Origin of the sequence: Bacteroides stercoris ATCC 43183, from assembly GCF_025147325.1 — a bacterium.
GTDB lineage: Bacteria > Bacteroidota > Bacteroidia > Bacteroidales > Bacteroidaceae > Bacteroides > Bacteroides stercoris.
Genome location: NZ_CP102262.1, coordinates 3,702,394 through 3,720,907, shown reverse-complemented (window position 1 = coordinate 3,720,907; position 18,514 = coordinate 3,702,394). Strand labels below are relative to the sequence as shown.

Annotated in this window: 14 protein-coding genes and 2 pseudogenes; 8 read left to right on the top strand and 8 right to left on the bottom strand. The window is 46.2% G+C overall.

Annotation, left to right across the window (positions count from 1 at the left end; translation table 11 throughout):
* Nucleotides 1-237: 237 nt before the first annotated feature.
* The 5 genes from NQ565_RS15830 (at nt 238) to NQ565_RS15810 (ending at nt 7,393) form a co-directional block, all read left to right on the top strand.
* Nucleotides 238-408 (top strand): hypothetical protein, encoded by a 171-nt coding sequence (locus NQ565_RS15830; RefSeq protein ID WP_005636888.1) that lies wholly within the window; start codon nt 238-240, stop codon nt 406-408.
* Between the two features lie 436 nt (nt 409-844).
* Nucleotides 845-1,153, top strand: coding sequence for an Arm DNA-binding domain-containing protein (locus NQ565_RS15825; RefSeq protein WP_005636892.1), 309 nt, complete (start codon nt 845-847; stop codon nt 1,151-1,153).
* 24 nt (nt 1,154-1,177) lie between these two features.
* Nucleotides 1,178-3,439 carry a Helicase associated domain protein gene (locus NQ565_RS15820; RefSeq protein WP_005636894.1) on the top strand — a complete coding sequence of 754 codons (2,262 nt, stop codon included), beginning with the start codon at nt 1,178-1,180 and terminating at the stop codon, nt 3,437-3,439.
* Nucleotides 3,440-3,768: 329 nt separating this feature from the next.
* Complete coding sequence (locus tag NQ565_RS15815) at nt 3,769-6,144, top strand: hybrid sensor histidine kinase/response regulator (protein WP_005840888.1); 2,376 nt, start codon at nt 3,769-3,771, stop codon at nt 6,142-6,144.
* Nucleotides 6,089-7,393, top strand: coding sequence for a sigma-54-dependent transcriptional regulator (locus NQ565_RS15810; protein ID WP_005636898.1), 1,305 nt, complete (start codon nt 6,089-6,091; stop codon nt 7,391-7,393). The genes NQ565_RS15815 and NQ565_RS15810 overlap by 56 nt, the downstream gene beginning before the upstream one ends.
* A 5-nt stretch (nt 7,394-7,398) precedes the next feature.
* Here the strand turns inward: NQ565_RS15810 and NQ565_RS15805 are convergent, their stop codons facing one another.
* From NQ565_RS15805 to NQ565_RS15775, 7 genes and pseudogenes are all read right to left on the bottom strand, one after another.
* Nucleotides 7,399-7,893, bottom strand: a complete 495-nt coding sequence (locus NQ565_RS15805) for a dihydrofolate reductase family protein (RefSeq protein WP_005636900.1) — start codon at nt 7,891-7,893, stop codon at nt 7,399-7,401.
* A gap of 221 nt (nt 7,894-8,114) precedes the next feature.
* Nucleotides 8,115-9,233 (bottom strand): annotated as a pseudogene (locus tag NQ565_RS15800) (TraM recognition domain-containing protein); the annotation flags it as partial.
* Nucleotides 9,234-9,354: 121 nt separating this feature from the next.
* Nucleotides 9,355-11,007 carry a group II intron reverse transcriptase/maturase gene (gene ltrA / locus NQ565_RS15795; RefSeq protein WP_004308488.1) on the bottom strand — a complete coding sequence of 551 codons (1,653 nt, stop codon included), beginning with the start codon at nt 11,005-11,007 and terminating at the stop codon, nt 9,355-9,357.
* A gap of 639 nt (nt 11,008-11,646) precedes the next feature.
* Nucleotides 11,647-12,567, bottom strand: a pseudogene (locus NQ565_RS15790) (YWFCY domain-containing protein); the annotation flags it as partial.
* 36 nt (nt 12,568-12,603) lie between these two features.
* The gene (mobB, locus tag NQ565_RS15785) at nt 12,604-13,851 is read right to left on the bottom strand and encodes a conjugal transfer protein MobB (protein WP_005636905.1); all 1,248 of its coding nucleotides are present in this window, start codon (nt 13,849-13,851) and stop codon (nt 12,604-12,606) included.
* Entirely contained in the window at nt 13,836-14,258 is a 423-nt protein-coding gene (gene mobA, locus NQ565_RS15780) for a conjugal transfer protein MobA (protein ID WP_005840900.1), read from the bottom strand. Before mobA ends, mobB begins: the two co-directional genes overlap by 16 nt.
* A 348-nt stretch (nt 14,259-14,606) precedes the next feature.
* Nucleotides 14,607-14,816 (bottom strand): hypothetical protein, encoded by a 210-nt coding sequence (locus NQ565_RS15775; RefSeq protein WP_005828745.1) that lies wholly within the window; start codon nt 14,814-14,816, stop codon nt 14,607-14,609.
* 166 nt (nt 14,817-14,982) lie between these two features.
* Between NQ565_RS15775 and NQ565_RS15770 the strand changes: the two genes are divergently transcribed.
* From NQ565_RS15770 to NQ565_RS15760, 3 genes are read left to right on the top strand one after another with little or no spacing between them, the layout of a single operon-like run.
* Nucleotides 14,983-15,777: a ParA family protein gene (locus tag NQ565_RS15770; RefSeq protein ID WP_005636912.1), complete on the top strand. Its 795-nt coding sequence runs from the start codon at nt 14,983-14,985 to the stop codon at nt 15,775-15,777.
* Between the two features lie 7 nt (nt 15,778-15,784).
* Nucleotides 15,785-16,234, top strand: a complete 450-nt coding sequence (locus NQ565_RS15765) for a DUF3408 domain-containing protein (RefSeq protein WP_005636914.1) — start codon at nt 15,785-15,787, stop codon at nt 16,232-16,234.
* Nucleotides 16,222-16,890 (top strand): DUF4122 family protein, encoded by a 669-nt coding sequence (locus NQ565_RS15760; RefSeq protein ID WP_005636916.1) that lies wholly within the window; start codon nt 16,222-16,224, stop codon nt 16,888-16,890. Before NQ565_RS15765 ends, NQ565_RS15760 begins: the two co-directional genes overlap by 13 nt.
* A 466-nt stretch (nt 16,891-17,356) precedes the next feature.
* Here the strand turns inward: NQ565_RS15760 and NQ565_RS15755 are convergent, their stop codons facing one another.
* Complete coding sequence (locus NQ565_RS15755; protein WP_005636924.1) at nt 17,357-18,496, bottom strand: AbiH family protein; 1,140 nt, start codon at nt 18,494-18,496, stop codon at nt 17,357-17,359.
* Between the last annotated feature and the right edge of the window lie 18 nt (nt 18,497-18,514).

The window sequence follows — 18,514 nt, the reverse complement described above, 5'->3', positions numbered from 1 at the left end:
GTTATTACTTATGGTTTGCATTACCAAGAGCTAATAAACTTAAAGTGAAAGTTTTTTCTGGAGTTGAACTTCATTATCGGGACTTGTTTCATGGTAAGATATACGAATTGTTGCAAAACCTAACATCGGGTATAAAATGAAGAATGATAAACGAAAAAAAGAAATTTTTCGGTGGATATTCCTCGGAGGACTTTTGTTGTTTGTGACTTTTCCTGTTTTTACGCAGTAAATACAAGAATGAGTGGATTGATTTATGTGCCGAGCACGGACATAGATGATGGAGGAAAAACTCGCATAGGTGGTCACTTTTTCAGAAAAGAGTTCCTGCCCGATGTCAGCTTGAATTCGTTAGGAAAGTGGATGTATCATACAGGCAATCATTTTTTGAGCATCATTCCTTTTTCATAGATTGAGCTGGAATTATTTGTACTATACAGAAAAAATTAAAAGACAGCAATATAGATAATATGGATTTTGATCACAAGAATTGATATTTATCTAAAAGAATCAGGCCTATCAAAGAAAACGAATGATGATCATGTATTGCTATTGGAAGTAATGATCACATTACGACGAGTGACAAGGTGAAAAGAGATGATTGGCCGGATAGTAGAAGAACCATATTGGGGAACTATTATGTTGCTGCCACTAAATATACGAAAAAAAAACATATCATAGGTTTCTATGTCACCTACCGAAAATGAAAACGTGATTACAATTAAATGGAATGGAGTGGCAGACTGTATGACTTATCAGTCCTCTTTGCAAAACGGGAAATATTCTTCGGAAGGTATATGCTTTTACATCAACCTACTGTAAAATACTAATCAAGAAAATAATAAGGATGCCTACAGTCGTTGTCCGTTTTGAGACTTGTAAGAAAGCCATAGGGTACGGTACGGTTTATTACCGTATCTACAAAGGACATAACCGACGTATGGAATTTTCTTCCCACCTTCACCTACCAACTTCTTCTTGGGATGAAACCACAAAGACAATCCGGGGAGAGCATCCCAAAGCCTGTCTCTTTCGTGCTCAGATGGAAGCGGATCTTCGGCTTTTGAACCGGATTATAACGGAAGATGTTACCGGTCGACTGACAATGGGCGATATGATAGCCATCTTTAAACATCAAAGGACAATAATCAAATGAACTTTTGACTTGTAAGTCAATAGGATGGTACCGTCTTTGACAGATTGCTATCACCGTCTAGGTTTTCAGGTAACAGAATCCGAAGATGGATTACGGATAGGCTTCAAACCGGGAATGGCACATGCTATCGTGAAGGAGATTTGGAACGAGCAGCCTTTGACCCGTTCGGATGTTGAAAGGTTTTATGAAAAGCTTTCTTCACTGAACAAAGGATATCGAAATCTCTATTTCAGGATCGTGGCGCACGGTGGATTCCTGCCGGAAGCATTGGACTTTGAACTGCACGGGCTGACCGTTTCGGATGAAAGCTATATTGAAAGCCTCTTGTCCGGAAGACATGTGGAGCTTTATCCGCATAACGAAGCGGCTTACAGGGCGATCATGCGGGGATTCAAACAACACCGTATCGGTACGGTCGTGCAGGCTACCGGAACAGGGAAATCCTATTTGCTGGCACGCTATATCGCAGATCATGCAAAGGAAAATATATTGGTCTTTGCTCCGAACATCACGATTCTGGATGAGATCCGGAAAGCCGTCGGATTCTCCATTCCGCAAGTGACGTACCGGACATTCCAGTCACTGATTCGTAACCGGGAGGACAATGGGTTGTTACGGGCAGATCATATTCTTATTGATGAATTCCATCATTTCGGGGCGGAAATTTGGGGAAGTGCCTTGCAGGAAGTGATAGAAAACAATCCCTGTGCCTATGTCCTGGGAACATCGGCAACGCCAATCCGTCCGGAAGGAATGATCGATACGGTGGATCTTTATTTCGAAGGAAATTTGTTTTATGAACTTACCTTGCCGCAAGCTTGGTATTACAATATCTTACCAGTGCCGATCCTGGTACAAAGTGCTTACGGGCTGGACAACGAACTGGATCGGCTGCAAAGAAAGCTGGAACGCAGCGGTTGTTCAGTCCGCCGGAGAGAGCGCATCCAAAAGAAACTGGACCTGGCGCGGGTCGATTTCAAAGGTGCTTTGGGCGCGTCGTCGGTGATCCGGAAGTTCCTACCCGAAAGCGTACGCAAACTGCTGGTTTTCTGTCGCGACCTGGCCGATCTCAGACAGATGGTGCCGGAAGTGTGCGACTGGCTCACACAGGCAGGCCGATCGATTACGCCATTTGAAATCCATCATGCGCAAAGCGAGCAGGAGAATCAGCGGCTGTTGGCCGCTTTCCGAGAAGAGTCGGACCGGTTACACGTACTCTTTTCCGTCAATATGCTGATCGAAGGATTGCATGTCGAGGGAGTGGATGCCGTCTTGTTCCTGCGGCGCACCGAATCTTACATTGTCACCCTGCAACAGCTGGGGCGCTGTCTGGATGCCGGAAGCGGGAAACAGCCGGTCGTCTTGGATTTCGTGAATAACCTGTCGGGTAAATCGGTCTACGACGTGATGGCGTGCCACTGGGAGCGACTCTCTTATCTTCCATCGCCCCACGGATTTGAAAGAACAACCTCGTTCCTCGCTACCGGCTATTTGTCGGATATCCGGCTCCGCATCGAAGAGATCCTGGCCGAGCTGGAACCATGGCAGATTATGTACGAGCGGCTGGTCGAGTTCCACCGGGAAGAGAACGACTGGCCTTCAGTGACGGAAGGGAAACTGGGCCTTTGGTGCAACACGCAACGCATCGCCTACAAACGAGGCTGTCTTGCCAAGGAACGGTGCGACCAGCTTGATGCAATCGGTTTTGAGTGGAATCAGCTCGACTCCAAATGGATGAGGGAATACCATGCATTGAAAGTCTTCTTTGATACCTGCGGACGCTGGCCCAAACGTGAAGACGGCCCGCTTGCGACCTGGTGTTATACCCAGCGGGAAAGACGGAAGGATGGACGTTTGAGCAAAGAGCGCATCCGGGCTTTGAATGAGATCGGCTTTGTCTGGAATCAGAACCTCCAAGGGGAATGGATGAAGAACTACGAGGAGCTGAAGTCTTTTGTCAGAAAATATCGGCGTTTCCCTAAATCGACGGAAGGGAATTTGGGCGGATGGTGCCATACACAACGGAAAATGCGTAAACAGGGAAAGTTACCCAATGACCGCCGGCTCCTGTTGGATAAAATAGGATTTGTCTGGTCGGCGGAACAGGTCTGGCAAGGCAACTTCGAACAATTGTGCCTGTTCCATAACCTGCAAGGACGATGGCCGGGATGCCGTGAAGGAGCATTGGGACGCTGGTGTACCATTCAAAGACGGGATTACCGCAAGGGGAACATGTCAGACGAGCGAAAAGCACAATTGGAAAGAATCGGTTTCCCTCTTGCCTGATATGGAATATATTCGATTCTATCCGTTATGAAAGTTGTCTATTCAATTATAATCAACATTGGAACAGTGTCTGTCATTACCCGGATTTGGAACTGCCAGCATACGGGTGGAACCAACTGATAAAACCGGAATAAGACCAATCTCATAAAGTAAATCGTTATTGATTCATCCCAATATGGAAGCCCTTGTCTGAAGCCGGTTATCGGAGAAGACAGGGGCTTCTTCTATATTTTATAAATGAATTATAGATAACTATTACACTGGCTTAACGAATCCGTTACAAATCCTTGGTGGTTTAAAGTGAGTGTTTACGTAAAATGAAAATATTTATGGTAGCAAGGAAAGTTTCATTACAGCATAAGGTTCTTTTAGGGTATATGATATTGATCATGGCTGTTTGCGGCATGGTTTCCATCTTGTTATACGAACGGAGCCGCATGCGTGAGATAAAAACGGAAACATCGGAGATACGCAGGATACGCCATGACATCAGTACGGCGCATCGCTATATCACGGAGCTTGCCACCTATGGAGAGTCCGTCATTGTCTGGGAGGATACCGATTTTCGTGAGTATCGCAGAAAACGCTTGCAAACGGACAGCTTGTTACAAATATTGAAAGTGAGTTGTGGCACGTTCGTCCTGCCAAAGCAGATAGACTCCCTATGTCATTTATTGGAAGCTAAGGAGATACATCTGCTCCGCATTATGGAGACCATTACCAGACAGGGGGAAGCGGACAGCCTGCTCGCAAATCGTCTGCCTATTGTTATCAGGGAAGCGGTTCGTACCCGGACAGTCACCCAAAAGAAAAAAGGGATTGCCGGTTGGTTCGGAGGGAAAAGGAGCGTACAGGTCTTCGAGCCATCGAAAGGACTGCAAGATTTGAATGAGAAGCTGATCGCCATGCAAGAGGAACGTGAACGCCGGATAGACATGTATACCGACAGTCTGCGCATACAGAATAAGGCCTTGAACCGGAAGTTGCAAATACTCATCACCCATCTTGACGGGCAAGCGCAGGCGGCGTTCATCAGTCGTGAGGAAAAAATCACGGAAGCCGGAGATTTTTCTTTCAAACTGTTTGTCTTGGTAATCGTCTCTGCTTCCTCCTTGCTATTCATCTCGTTCCTGATCATACGGCATGACATCAGGAAAGAAAGGGAAGGGCGGGCACAGCTCCAAAGGATAAACCGTGAGAACGAGGAACTGCTCGGTATGCGTAAACAGATCATCCTGACCATCTCGCACGATATACGAGGACCATTGGGTAATATCAACAACTGCGTGGAACTGGCCTCGGAAACCCGTGAAAAGAAAAAACGGGAAGGCTATCTGGAGAACATCCGCCATTCCTGCCGCCATATACTGAATCTGGTGAACAACCTGATGGATGTTTATAAGATCAATGAGACCAAGGATACCCGTAACGAGGTTCCTTTCCGTCTAAACAACTTGCTTGACAACATATCGAAGGAATATGCCCGCAAAGCGGGTGGCCGGGCCTTGCTGTTCGAGCACCGGCATAAGAATGTCGGTGATATTACAGTGAGAGGAGACGCAGACAAATTGGAACAAATATTGGACAATCTGCTGACAAACGCCATCAAGTTCACCCTGTCGGGTACGATCCGTTTCCATACCGAGTACATGGCGGGAAGATTATATGTGGAGGTCGGTGATACCGGTATCGGTATGGACGAGGAGACATTGGAACGTGTCTTCCGTCCGTTCGAGCGTGCGGCGCAGGAGATAAACTCGGAAGGTTTCGGTCTTGGGCTTTTTATCACGAAAGCTCTTGTAAAGGTACTGGACGGAAGCATTGAAGTAGAGAGCCGACCAGGTAAAGGTACAACATTCCGCCTGTCGTTTCCCCTTTCGGAAACGACAGGAGAACCGGAAACAGAGGAGCTTCCGGTACAATCTGCGACAATACTTCCCAAACATGTACTGGTAGTGGATGATGACAGCATCCTTCTGAAAATAACGGAAGACATGCTCGGGCGCAACGGGGTGGAATGCACGACCTGTCAAAATGCAAAAGAAGCCATTCTAGCACTCGACCGCTTGGATTATGATTTGGTATTGACAGATATACAGATGCCCGTGACCGATGGTTTCGGCTTGTTGAGATTACTGCGTAACTCGGATATCGGAAATTCCCGTACCGTTCCGGTCGCTGTCATGACGGCACGGGGGGACGGGGACTCGGGCGTGTATATGAAGTCCGGTTTTTGCGGTTGCATACATAAGCCTTTCTCTTCAAAAGGACTGCTGGCCTTTATCTCCTCCGTTACGGAGGGCAGAAGTGCAGGCATGTCTCCGTTCGACTATTCCCGCCTGATGGAAAGTACGGACGACCGTCGTCATATGTTCGGTCTTGTCGCAAAAGAGTCAGAAAAGGATCTTGCCGAACTGGAGGAGGCTTTAAGAGAAAACGATCGGGAAGCCATGCGGAGGATCGTACATCGGATGGCTCCGGTCTGGGAGTTGTTAGGGGCCAACGATGTACTGTTCGGTTATCGGAAGCTCCTGCATGACAAGACCTCGAGCGACGAGACGGTCAGAGAGTACACGATGAGAATTATGAAACAGATACGGTTACTGATAGACGAAGTAAATAATGAATTAAGAAAGAAAAATGACGGGGATGAAAAAGACTTTATTGATCGTGGAGGACAACCTGATTCTTTGCGATATTCTTGAGAGATGGCTACAGAAAGCCGGTTACAGGGTATTGACGGCCATAGATGAGCCTTCGGCACGCCGGAAAATCAAGGGGAATAACGTGGCGCTGGTACTGACGGATGTCCGCCTTCCCGAAGGGGATGGCATCAGTTTACTGGAATGGAGCATCTCCCAAGGGTTACATATCCCTTTTGTGGTGATGACCGAACATGCCTCCATTGCAGATGCGGTGCGTGCCGTCAAATTGGGCGCAAAGGACTACTTGCCCAAGCCTGTCCACGAGGAGTTACTGATGGAACTGTTACGGGGATTGATCGGTCTGCCAGTTTCCGTTCCCCCGAAGAAATCATTAATGAAAAGGCTTAGCGGGGCGGTCCGGGAGACCGAGCGGATAGCTTGTCGTGTGGCTCCTTTGAATTGTTCCGTCATGATCCTTGGACCGAACGGTAGCGGAAAAGAATCTGTCGCACAGCTGATCCAACAGCATAGCGGGCGTAAGGACAAGCCTTTTGTGGCGGTGAACTGTGGTTGTATCCGGGGGGAACTTGCCGCATCTGAGTTCTTCGGTCACGTGCAGGGGGCATTTACCGATGCGAAAAAGGATACTGCCGGCTATTTTGAGACGGCCAAGGGCGGTACGCTCTTCCTTGACGAGATCGGAAACATGCCTCCCGAAATGCAGACACTGCTGCTCAGGGTATTACAGGAAAGAGTGTATTGTCCAGTGGGCAGCCGCAAAGAACTTGAAGCCGATGTACGGATATTGTCGGCCACCAACGAGGATATGGAGCGTGCCATACGGGAGGGACGTTTCCGGGAGGATCTGTACTACCGTCTCGCCGAGTTTGAGATACGCCAGCCCTCTCTCTCCGAATGCCCGGAAGATATATTGCCACTGGCTGACTTCTTTCGTGAGCAACATTCAGAAGAGATACGTGTGGAGACCTCCGGTTTTACCGAACAAGCCAAAATCTCCATGCTTTCCCACTCATGGCCGGGCAATGTGCGTGAACTTGACAACCGGATAAGACGTGCTGTCCTGTTGGCGGTATCTCCATTGTTAACCCATAAAGATCTGAATCTTAATGCGACCATCTGTAGGACAGGCGAAAAATGTAAAAAAGGCTTGATGGAAGAAGCAGAAGAGAAAGAACTAATAAGGAAGATTCTGGAAGAATGTGGAGGTAAGATCAGTCGTGTGGCGAGAATGTTGGGGATGAGCCGTCCGACGCTATACAAGAAAATGGAAAGGTATGGGTTGAGATAGCATCTTCATCCGTTTCGTTTATACATAAGCCGGCAGATTCCGTTGGAGAAAGTTTTGCAGCCAAGAAGTTTCCAGCGGGCAGACCGGAATTCTCCCGTCAAGGGGATTCCACCACCATAAGAAAGAGGCAGCAGAAAAAGTACTGTCTCATCCACCAGATTATACCGAAAAAGTCCATCGGCATATTCCGCACTTCCTCCATCTCCCACTCCTGCCAGATAAATACAATCCTTGTCATGCTTTTCCTTTACATTCAGCAAGTCCATCAAACCGTAATGGGGGTAGATGTGGAATGTGGCCTGTCGCTGCCAGCGTGGGAAACCATACCGTTTGTTTTCCCTCACCCATCGCATAAGCATCTCGTCTTCATGCGGAAGGAACCCGTCCAAAGTGAGTGCCATGATAACTTGAATTTTTGCCATACCTCTTGTTAAAAAAGCATGAAACCCATGCTTATTTCGAACAGAGGCTCTGACAAAGCCCAACACAGAAACCCGCATGGGCTCATGCTATAAGGTATAGCATAAGCCTCACGCAATAGCCTCTGTGTTTTTGAATTTGTCAGATTCCTGTTCGAGACGTCTTGCGACTTATGTATAATAATGGCGGTCCCAATTGTCGAGACCGGCCTTATTTCTCTATTTCAAGTTTCAAATATACGGCATCTTTTTCAATAATCCGATCAGTCGGGGTATAATTTCTTCAATTACCCCTCCACTTGTCATGATTTGTCGGGGTCCTTTCCTTTTTCATCTTCCAGACCTAGTCGTTTACGGAGTTCAGGGTCATTTTTGATACGCCGCATCTCCTCATTGATAATAGCCTGCGCATCCGCCTTGATCTGGTCGTAATTGCGTTGTATCTGTTGCATCATGATGTCGTTACCGTTCCTGTCCTTGAAGTCGTTGATGACCGGGATTTTCTGATAAGCCTTTTCTTCTGCGCTGATCTTGGTATGGTCCACGACAATTTCGGCATGAAATATTTTTTGCTCTATCCTCTCATCAAAATTATCCGCCACAGCCCCGACAAACGTGCCTTGTGAGAGGTTGGCGATCTTTGATGCGGGAATGAGCGAGTCTAGCTGTGTGTTGATGGAGGTGGATACGTCCTGACGGTTGATGGATACGGACTGACGTTGCTGAAGCACCTTGCCGAAGCGCTCTGAAAGCGTTTTTGCGGTTTCACCGACCACCTGTCCGCTGAAAATATTCCCCACCGTGTTCTGGATGACCTTGGATTCTTTTTCTCCGTAGTCACGTGTCAATTGACTGAAATCCTGAAAACCCAGAAGCACACCCACCTTGTTGCTTCTCGCCGTCGCGATCAGGTTGTCAAGCCCACGGAAATAGATGGTGGGAAGCTCGTCAATGATAACGGCGCATTTAAGCTGTTTTTTCTTGTTGATAAGCTTGACGATACGGGAATTATATAATCCGAGCGCTGCCGAATAAATGTTCTGCCTGTCCGGATTGTTGCCCACGCAGAGCAGTTTGGGCTCTTTCGGATTGTTGATATCCAATGAAAAATCATTACCGGTCATCACCCAGTAGAGTTGTGGGGAGATCATGCGCGTAAGGGGTATTTTAGCCGAGGCTATCTGGCCTTGGAGCTGGTCCTGGGCATTTCCCTTCCATGCGTCCATGAAGGGAGAAAGATAGTTTTCCAGCTCCGGATAAGAGGTCAGAATGGTGAACAGGTCTGAGTAGGGTTTGTTGAGCAGTTCTACCGCATGGGGAAACGTACAGTAAATACCGTTTTTGTAAATCTTTAAATACCAGATTATTGCCGCAAGCAGAATGATAGGAGACTCCACGAAGAAGTCCCCCTGCTTTTCGATATCGGGTAAGTCAAGGGCATTGCTGCCCCCTTCTCCCCTAAGAACCGTACATGAGAGTTTCCCCTCATACGGCTCAAGCAACTCAATATTTCTATTTGTTGTTAGAAATCGGCTCATACTTTCAACATTTTCGTTTATTTCGCTTGTAGCAGTTGTTGTGGACAAGTTGCCGTACAATCGAACCACCAACAGATATTTCGTTGACGTTCCATGCTTTTGTACAATCTATTTCCTTGCCGCATAACGGACAAATCCGGTTCTGCTTGTTCCATAAATATAAGAGAGACTTACGTCCCTTGAGAGATTCCAGCATTTGTTGCTCCTTTCGCTGAAAGAAATAATCATCGTATTCCGGGTCGAAAGGGTTTGCCTCACCTTTGATTTGCTTGTACGGGGTATAATGTATATCCGACAACCTTTTAAGGGTCAGGTAGTTCACTTTCTTGCTCTTGGTTTCATATTTCCATGCAAACGTCCATTTACGCCCCCGAATTTCATGCCAATATTTGTCTGCAACCCAAGACTTGCGTTTCTTTGGATGGCGACGTAAAGCCCATTTCTTCGTGAGATTGTAAATGTGATTGTCACAACCATGAAAAGCATCGGTTGATGCACCATATCGGTAATAGTTGCCCCAACCTGTGATTACAGGATTAAGCATTCGTATCAGCGATTCCTGCTTACACATTTTATGTCCTTTAACGATGTCACCGATTTTTGCCCTGAAGCGTTTCTGTGCATCTTTGGACGGGGATGTGTATAGCCTTTTGCCAAACTTCCTCACATTGAAACCTAAGAAATCAAAACCGTCGTATATGTTCGTAATGGTAGTTTTCTCTTCGGATAAGGTCAGCCCTCTTTCTTTGAGAAATTCTATCACGATAGGTTTGACTTCGTTTTCCAATAGCTCCTTATCTCGACCTGTGATTATAAAGTCATCCGCATAACGAATAAGGTTTACCTTGTAGTGGAATGTCTTATTGTTGCGCCATAATCTTTTGAATCTTTCAGCCAAGAGTGGTTGAAGTCCGTCAAGTGCTATATTTGCAAGTGTCGGTGATATGATACCTCCTTGTGGTGTACCCTCTTCTGTCGGGAATAGTTTGCCATTGAATACAGCTCCACATTTCAGCCATTTTCTGAGTATCGTCTTATCCATAGGGATATGATTAAGAAGCCAGTCGTGGCTGATATGGTCGAAGCAGCCTTTAATGTCTCCCTCCAAAATCCATTCGGGGGAATGCTGGCGGTTTAGAACCGTATCAATCTGACGGATAGCGTCCATTGTCCTGCGTTTCTTGCGGAAACCATAAGAAAAGCGGTCGCCTGTCGTTTCGGCTATCGGTTCCAATGCCATGAGATATAATGCCTGCATCGCCCTGTCTTTCATTGTCGGTATTCCCAACGGTCGGAGTTTACCGTTCTTTTTCTTGATGTGAACCCTACGAAGCGGCTGCGGATTGTAACCACGACGTTTCAGTTCACCGATTGCTTTGTACTTGCGCTTGGGAGAATCCCAAAGCTGTTTATCTACTCCAGACGTTTTCTTCCCTTTGTTGGAAGTAACCCTCTTTACCGCCAATGCCTTGGCGTAAAAAGAGTGGGTCAGCATCCACTGCAAGGCTTTCACCTTGTTATGTCTGCCTTCCTTTTGAGCCTTTACAATACGCGCTTGTAGCTTTCGGACATAGGCTTCACACTTGGACCAGTCCATGCCGTCCCAAGTTAGATTCCTACTATCAGCAGGCGCACACGATGTTTTAGTTTCGTTCATTTGCTTTCCTCCTTTTGAAAGTTCTAAAAGTTATCTTGTAAAGAGTTACCATATACGGAAGTCTGCCCACTTTCGTGTCGGATGATGTCACCAATAACAACCCGTGATGTTGATTCAATCCGTATCCACCCCATTACAGGGTGGCATTCGCTTTTTCCGTTATCTCATACCTGCACCCCATTCGGCTTGCCTTGCGGTTCGCTTACTCGCATTCTTACGAGAGAGATACAGGCTTGCCCTGTTCCACGTAATTGACAAACGGATAGTTTAGGTTCTGCCAAGTCCGCCGGCAGTGCTGTGTCCGTGTAACCCCAACATGGGCAAGGGTTATCCGACTGCTTACCTTTTGGTGAGAGCTAAAGTATCTTGCGCTCCTTCAAACCTTACGACGGCTAAAGTCAGTTCACTTACGTTAACCATGCTATCCAGCCTCGCCACTCAACGGTATGATACTAACCGTCCTTGACATTCCCTCACGGTTCAGTCTTGTCCTTTCGGAAAGTGTACTTTGTCCTATAAGCTTGGCACAACCCATCACTGGAGATGCACCTTATAGTAGGCTACCGCTGACGGAACAGCGGGTTAAATCATGCAATTAATATCACTGTCTAACAATCAATTACGTGACTTTACAGGTCACACCCAGGTGCGATTGAGGTTGAGCATTATCGTATAGCTTGCCTCGTACGCATCGGAAATGTCCGTCATGAATTCCGGATTAATGGGATTGCACCGGTGAGACCTGCGCGGATCGTCGAAATTGATGACATAGAACCGGGGCTTTACCTCGTACTTGTCCATATTCTTCAACAAAGAATTATAGGCGATGGTGGACAGGTCATCAAACTTGTAATCATAGATGTAAATCGCAAAGCCTTTGGCTATAAGCTGGCGTATGTAACTGTTGACTATCGCATAGGATTTGCCGCTGCCCGGTGTCCCGATAACCATGCAGGCACGGAAAATATTGACAATATTGACAAATCCGTTATTCCAGCGTTTTTTATAATAGAATCTCGTCGGGAGGTTTACCGAATATTCATTCTCCATCAGTCGGGTTTCCTGCATGAAACTCTCATTTTCCATATTGAACACATCTTCCATGAGGTTGTGCCTGTAAAGGCGGCTCATCCATAATCCCGACATCAACAGGGCGAGATAGCCTGCCGTAAGAGTAAAAATATAGAATGCGGTATTTGCCATGTGTGGCAATGGCAGTTTAAGAAGCCACCAGTTCAGAAAAAACAATGCGCATCCTGCCACCAACACCGCATAAATTTTAGGCCAGGTTATTTTTTCACCTTTGACCCCATGCGTACCCAGGCAGGAAACGGCCAACAGAAGCACTGCCAACAGTTTGCTCCAGAGAATACAGTTGAAAATTCCGGTCGTGTTGTTGAAGTTTACCAGAATCCGGTCTATCACCTCAAGGTTCAGGTGCCATGCGGTGATACTCGGATAGCAGTACACATAGACGTGTACCACCAAAAGAAAAATACTCACGGCCCTGCCGAATTCCATTATCTTAGCGAGAGCCCTCAAATCATCTTCCTGCTGCATAAGAATTGTATATAAATGGGTTGATACTTGTTTTGTCTAAATGCCACGCTTGCGTCCGGTCTTCTTTTTTTTCTTCATGCGGCGTGCAAAGGCTTCCTCCTCGTAATCCCGCGGATTGGTTTCCAAGGAAAAAATGCCTGCCGCCAGTTCGAGCGTGCTAGAGGATTCGTGACGGTGATGCTGCCAAAGTTCTGTAGCGGAATGTCCGCCCCGTTCCTTTTCGGGTATGTTTTCCAACCATTTGAAATAGTCGTTGAACACATTGGCAGAAAACACCTTGCCCATGCGTGAGCCGTTGAACACCTCCCGATGGTTGTGATCAATAAAGGTGACACCATAGATACGTCCCCGCTCATTCTTGCGGAAAACCACATCAATACGCCTTTGCCCGAGCAGTTCCACAAACCGTTTCTGTGAATCCGCCTGCCGCAAGGCACGAACGATGTCCGCCTGTATGGAGGGGGCCCATTTCCCATCTTTGAGAGCTTTCAGATTTATCAGCATCCGCTTTTCCAACTGTTCATTTCCGAAGCGTTTCCCAAATCGGGAACTTTTGAACGGTGGGCTGACAACCTTGCCGGTATCATCCGTGACCGAATATACAATACTGGTATATGGGGTACCGTTGTATTCTCCCCTGACCTGTTTCGCCTCGATGTTGAGCGTGGAAAGCAGCGCATTGTATTCCCCGAAGGTTTGGAAACGGTAGCTTTCCAATACGGCTTTAAGGGTATTACCTACCTGATGGCGGACATCTCCCAAGGAAGCGTCCACCTTTCTTAGTTCCGCTTTTGGATTCCGCTTTTCCGCATCCGCTCCGTTTCGCAGACCGAAATCCACTTCCAGCTCCCGACAGGCGGTCATGGAACGCCGATGCTCGTAGGCATCGCTGATCTTTTTCCCCTGTTCATCCACACAGACACTGACAATATGGATATGGGTATTGTGTGTATCGGCATGTTTGTAGGTGATGTAAGGCTGATTCCCATACCCCATCTTCTGCATATAACGTTCCGCCAGTTCTGCCAGCCGCCCGTCGGTCAGCCGGTCTTCCGGTGCTGGGGAAAGGGAAATGTGCAGGACGGGCTTCTCCGTATTGCGGTTTGCCAGCAGGTAATTCTCAAAAGAGAGCAATGCCAAGCGCATGTCCTCGCTTGGCAATCCGAGCCGGTCGGAAATCATACGGTTACCGGAAAGAATCTCAGCCGTACCAGCCGCTACCTTCTCGTAGTTATAAGCAAGCGCTCCGTAAAGACTCATGCCATGGCTTATTTTTGCAACCATTTCCGCTCGTATTCCTGGGTTAGCGCCATGACCTTTTTGCAGATGAGCATCAGCTCAAGACTCAATCTTTCCAACTTATAGAGCAATGCCATCGCCCGTTTCTCCCCGAAATTGTTCTTCAAGGCACGGACGACCTGGTTGTAGTTGTTGCCGACAGCCTGGAACTGTTTGTGGAATTCTGTCAGCCTGATGTAATAGTCCATCGTCGCCTTGTCTATTTTCACGACCTTTATCTGTCCCGAGAAGATGGATTTCTTGATGAACAGCGTGAGGTTGCCGGCTCCTGAATCCGCCAGCAACTTTTCAAATCTTGTGTTCTCCTCGGCGTTCAGGCGGAAACTGTACTTGTGGTCCGCCGGATCATTTTTAGGCTTTCTGCCCGTCCTTGTCCCTGTTGTTTTCTCCATACACATGAGATTTTTGGTTTGTACTTTTTTCTCTTCCAGAATCCGCGACTTTGGAGCGGATTCCCCCGCCCCTCTGGGCGGGCAAGTTGGTTCTTGTCGGACAAAAGACTTTTTGTCGGACAAGGACACAACTTGCTCTGTTCGCTTGAACAGAGAATCCTCCTTCGTCGGATTGCTGCGCGACGTTCACGGCGTGCTGTGGTCCGGCGAAGTCAGTTCCTTTCCATTGTCTGATTCCGGTTTTGCAAAATTAGACAGTGATAACCGATTGGTAAACAGTGCTTGATATGACATTTGATGACATCTGACGACATCTGATGTCAGGTAGGGGAAATGTTGGCGGAAGTTTCAAAAATAGCCGCTACTTTTGGCACAGTGCATGAGGGCATACATTGGAACATTGTCCTGTAAGGTGTATTGCTTGCCTGCCACAGGTGGTGCATGACGCGAATGCGGTATCATCCATGTATGCGCAATGCCATATATGCCGCATGGCAGTCCTGCATGACGGGACACATTGCATCCGTGCAATGCAGTATGGGGTACATTGAACTCCATATTGCATGAATGCAATGCACCTTATACGGCAACACCCTCCGGCAACCGGCATTACACTGATGCGATATGGTATGCAATGTATTCATGCAAACAGGCAAGCAATGCGTAATTGCCATATACCAACGGATGCATTGCCGTGTGATGAAACGAAAAAATCCAGACAGATATGAAACAAGTCATACACTCTAAATTCAAGCCTATGAAGAGAGAACCTTTATTTGTCGCTTTGAGCAACCAGAAAGGCGGTGTGGGAAAATCCACGTTCACCGTGTTGCTCGCCAGTTATTTCCATTACCTGAACGGATATAACGTACTTGTGGTGGATTGTGATTATCCACAGCACAGCATCAGTGCCATGCGGGACTGGGAAGTGGGGAACATTGAAAAGAACGTGCATCTGCAAAACCAGCTGGTGGAACAGTTCGGAACAAGCGGCAGGAAAGCCTACAGCATCCTGAACTCCACCCCGGAGGAAGCTAGGGAGACGGCCGGCCGCTTTCTCGAAAAGTCGGATCTGGACTATGACCTTGTCCTTTTTGATCTCCCCGGTACCGTGAATGTGCCCGGTGTCTTCCAGTCCGTGATCAATATGGACTATGTATTCACTCCGATTACACAGGAAAGGATGGTAATGCGGAGCAGCATGTCTTTTGTCCTTGCCATCAGGGAATACATGCACCGGCATGCGGACGTACCCTTGCGTGGCATCCATATGTTCTGGAACCGGATGGACAAACGGGTGTCCAAAGGGCTGTATAACGGCTATACCGAAATTTTCCGCTCTCTGAAACTGCCGGTGCTGGAGACCGTCATTCCCAGTGCGGAACGCTACAACAAAGATTCCGGGATGAAGGGGCCCCTGTTCCGCAGCACCTTGTTCCCTCCATCTCCCTCCGCAGTGAAAGGAAGCGGTCTGGACCTGTTGGTAGCGGAAATAGAAACCGTACTGAAACTTCAATAAAACAATTATGGCTACCAAAAGAAGAACGGATTACCAAGTGGACGAGGAGGCATTGAAACGCATGATGGCAGGAGATGTAACCGCTTTGGAAAAAACGGTTTCTCCGGAAGGGGAATCGGAAACAAAAAGTCAGGCTGGGCCTTCTCAGGAGAAACAGGAGAAGAAAAGCGGCCTTTCCAGACAGCAAATAAAGAAATCACCGGATGGAGTGGCTGATTCAGATGAATACCGGAGACGGTTTCTGAAAGTGAGACTGTCGGGAGCAAGAAGGCAGACCTATGTTAACGATGCATTATACAGGACTGTTGCCAAAGTATTGCCGGTCATTGCACCGGATATGTCCGTCCCGATGTTTTTAAGCTGTGTCCTGTCAGACCATCTGGAAAGGTACCAGGACATCATCAACGAGATATATAACCAGGAAGCCACACAAAAACCGATAGAATGGAAGAAATAGTTTATTTGTCAATACGGCTCGGCTGTACCGCTTATCTATTATATAAGGTATGGGAGCAGAAAAAGAGAATAGGTAAGATATGCGATCTGCTTTATACTCCCCGTAAAAAAACGGAAACGGAAAAGGACCACCGCCGGAATCCGGAAAGTGCGGCAGATGTGATGGGGGCCACCCGTTTTGTCTATCTGGATGAGAATGCCGGAAAGACCGTTGCCCCTTACATGAGCCAGCAGTTGGAAATGGGAAGCGACCTTATCGGCAAGGATGAGGATATTCCGGAAGATGAGGTGGAATGCAAACTGCCTTTGGAGGAGATGAGAATGCTGAAAGACGAACAGGAGGAGCTGGACAGCCGTTCTCCCGAGGCGGAAGCCATTGTTCCGGCAGTCACTCCTGCCGACCTGCTCAATGTAGGTGACGTGCTGCTTAATCTGGACGGTGCCGGTTCGGATGAGGACAAATCATACCGGGCCGCCATGACACTGCGTGCCATCCGGGAAACGGACATGTTCGAGCTGTTCTCCTCCCAGGTGGAGAACAAGAAACTGATAGAGGAGCTGATGGAAAGGTATGTGGATGAGGAAGGGAATGCTCTGCCTTTAAAAAAAGAGAGGAACGTTTCCAAACCTGTCGCAGATTGGAGGAAGCTGGTCTGAAAGTAATATGCTATTATGCCACAAAATTCCATATTGTTGAATATTATATATAGGATATTCATTATGTACCCAACTTTGTATTTTTCTATAATCTATGAAAAAGGTTGAAGTTTGTCTTTTGTTAAGGGTAATAGAAAGGAACAAACACTCAAAACATAGAAATCACGGGGACAACTCAGAAAATCGGATACTTCCTCACTGTTGCTTACGATTCAAAAGTAAAAGAATGAAATTATCCTGATTTGCTGACAGGAAAAACTATAACTCAATTTATTAAATGAAATTTCTTTATAAGAGACCTATAAACGACTATAAAAAAGTAAGGAGCTGCTTACCAAGCCAGCTCCTTACTTTTTCTAATGGATGAAAATCCGTTTCCCTGCTTCCTTTTGCACAATATTTTTGTCGTACTTTATGTGCATAACAAGATATCATAGAAAAAATCACATTTAAATTTAGTGTTCCATTACATGGTTTTGCATTGCTCCTTGTTCACAACTCTATCTCTGAATAACTTCATATTAGTAAAGTTTCGGGAAATATTTTGAACAAGTTCCAAGTAATTATCTCTGCCATCTTCCCATTTATGATAAAACGGCTTTATGGAAACACAGTTTTCATGTTCAAAGACGGTATTTAGTAATGTTCGGTCTGAATTTCCGCAAGAATGCCCCATTATCAAAACTTGAAAAGGTGCAGCTAAAAGAAATTCGAGCAAATCATGATAATGTCTTGTTTCTAAATATTTAACGGATTTGACATATCTAAGTAACTCATTGTCATTCATATCAAGAATAGACTGGTAACTTTTGTCAAGTTCATCCCCATAGCCAAAAATTATATTTTCAGGTTTTTCTAATTCGCCATGAATATAATTGTGGGTAATATTAAAGTTACCATACATCTTAGCTGTTTTTGTATAGTTGAAACTCAGCAACATGATACGTTTAGGGATAAGTTTATCGCGTTCTCCATAATTGTATTCAACATCTGCAAGGCTGGATATATTCAGCCCAATGCTATCCAGAGCTTTCTTTTTTCCTTCTGTTGAGAAATCAGCAGGATCAAAGAAGTCAATTATTGCATTTTGAAGGTCATTCCTTACATTGTCTGTTTCTATTGTATGGAGGTATTCAATTAATTTTTCTTGAAGGAATGCAAATTGTTCATTCAACTCACTGATTGTATAATTACAACCAGGGCTATCCATGCCAACTTTCAACAGTTGGTAATAGTCGTTTTCAATATCCACCCATCCTTTGGTTTCTATTGATTGCAGAATAGTTTTAAAAAAAGGGCAACATTCAATAGAGAAAATGTTTGGTTGGTCCTTGATATACTGAATAACTTCGCTTCCTGAGTATCTTTCTTTACAATAGATATCCTTAAAAAAACATGAGTTGTTGAAGACAAAAACATTCCAGCAATTAATGCCTACATTATCTTTGATAACCAAACGGCAAAGGCAATCTTCTGATACATTTGTAGTATTACCGGAAAAAGTATACACTCGTTGGTCCCAATACCAGTTGATAAAATCCATATAACTTGTTTTAAAGCCATGTGCCATGTCAAATCCGTTTCCTATGATAACAAGTCTATTCATTCGGTTGTAATGATGATG

Coding starts and splice junctions, on each gene's coding strand:
- NQ565_RS15830 (WP_005636888.1), top strand. CDS start 238: ATGAGTGGATTGATTTATGTGCCGAGCACGGACATAGATGATGGAGGA.
- NQ565_RS15825 (WP_005636892.1), top strand. CDS start 845: ATGCCTACAGTCGTTGTCCGTTTTGAGACTTGTAAGAAAGCCATAGGG.
- NQ565_RS15820 (WP_005636894.1), top strand. CDS start 1,178: ATGGTACCGTCTTTGACAGATTGCTATCACCGTCTAGGTTTTCAGGTA.
- NQ565_RS15815 (WP_005840888.1), top strand. CDS start 3,769: ATGGTAGCAAGGAAAGTTTCATTACAGCATAAGGTTCTTTTAGGGTAT.
- NQ565_RS15810 (WP_005636898.1), top strand. CDS start 6,089: ATGAAAAAGACTTTATTGATCGTGGAGGACAACCTGATTCTTTGCGAT.
- NQ565_RS15805 (WP_005636900.1), bottom strand. CDS start 7,893: ATGCGGGTTTCTGTGTTGGGCTTTGTCAGAGCCTCTGTTCGAAATAAG.
- ltrA (WP_004308488.1), bottom strand. CDS start 11,007: ATGAACGAAACTAAAACATCGTGTGCGCCTGCTGATAGTAGGAATCTA.
- mobB (WP_005636905.1), bottom strand. CDS start 13,851: ATGGTTGCAAAAATAAGCCATGGCATGAGTCTTTACGGAGCGCTTGCT.
- mobA (WP_005840900.1), bottom strand. CDS start 14,258: ATGGAGAAAACAACAGGGACAAGGACGGGCAGAAAGCCTAAAAATGAT.
- NQ565_RS15775 (WP_005828745.1), bottom strand. CDS start 14,816: ATGGAGTTCAATGTACCCCATACTGCATTGCACGGATGCAATGTGTCC.
- NQ565_RS15770 (WP_005636912.1), top strand. CDS start 14,983: ATGAAACAAGTCATACACTCTAAATTCAAGCCTATGAAGAGAGAACCT.
- NQ565_RS15765 (WP_005636914.1), top strand. CDS start 15,785: ATGGCTACCAAAAGAAGAACGGATTACCAAGTGGACGAGGAGGCATTG.
- NQ565_RS15760 (WP_005636916.1), top strand. CDS start 16,222: ATGGAAGAAATAGTTTATTTGTCAATACGGCTCGGCTGTACCGCTTAT.
- NQ565_RS15755 (WP_005636924.1), bottom strand. CDS start 18,496: ATGAATAGACTTGTTATCATAGGAAACGGATTTGACATGGCACATGGC.